This is a genomic window from Streptomyces sp. NPDC059696 (assembly GCF_042733745.1).
In the GTDB taxonomy this organism is placed as follows: Bacteria; Actinomycetota; Actinomycetes; order Streptomycetales; family Streptomycetaceae; genus Streptomyces.
On the sequence record NZ_JBHWFG010000136.1, the window covers coordinates 678 to 1100 of the forward strand.

A 423-nucleotide genomic window follows, 5' to 3' on the forward strand; every position below is an offset into this window, starting at 1 on the left:
GCCCCTGGAGCAGGCGCCGGTAGAACGTAATACCCTCACCGAACGTCTGGATGGAAAGCTTCTCGTTATCCGCATGGATGGATGCTCTCGCCGCCTTGTCCATGCGGAACGGTGCAAAGCGGTAGACCGCGTCGCTGATCGCAGTGAAACGGCGTGCGTCTGTTCCGCCGAGCATGATGTAGGGCGCGGCGATGGCATCCGGGAACACCTCGCGGACCGCCTCCTCCAGCGCGGCGAACTGCGCGTTCGACGTCGAGGAGACCGGGGACGGTTCGCTGCCTTCCACCACCCGCAGCGAGACTTTCCGGTCCCGGACCGTACGCCGCATCCGTGCCAGCACGGAGTCGATGCTCTCTCCCGGTGCGATCCGGACGTTCGCGTTGGCGGTGGCCCGGGTGGGCAGGACGTTGGCGGCCTTTGAAC

1 protein-coding gene is annotated in these 423 nt (G+C 66.0%); it reads right to left on the bottom strand.

The annotated features are described in order from the left end of the window. Positions 1–423 (bottom strand): M20/M25/M40 family metallo-hydrolase (locus ACFV20_RS37140; RefSeq protein WP_385665591.1); only part of this gene is annotated, 423 nt, incomplete at both ends.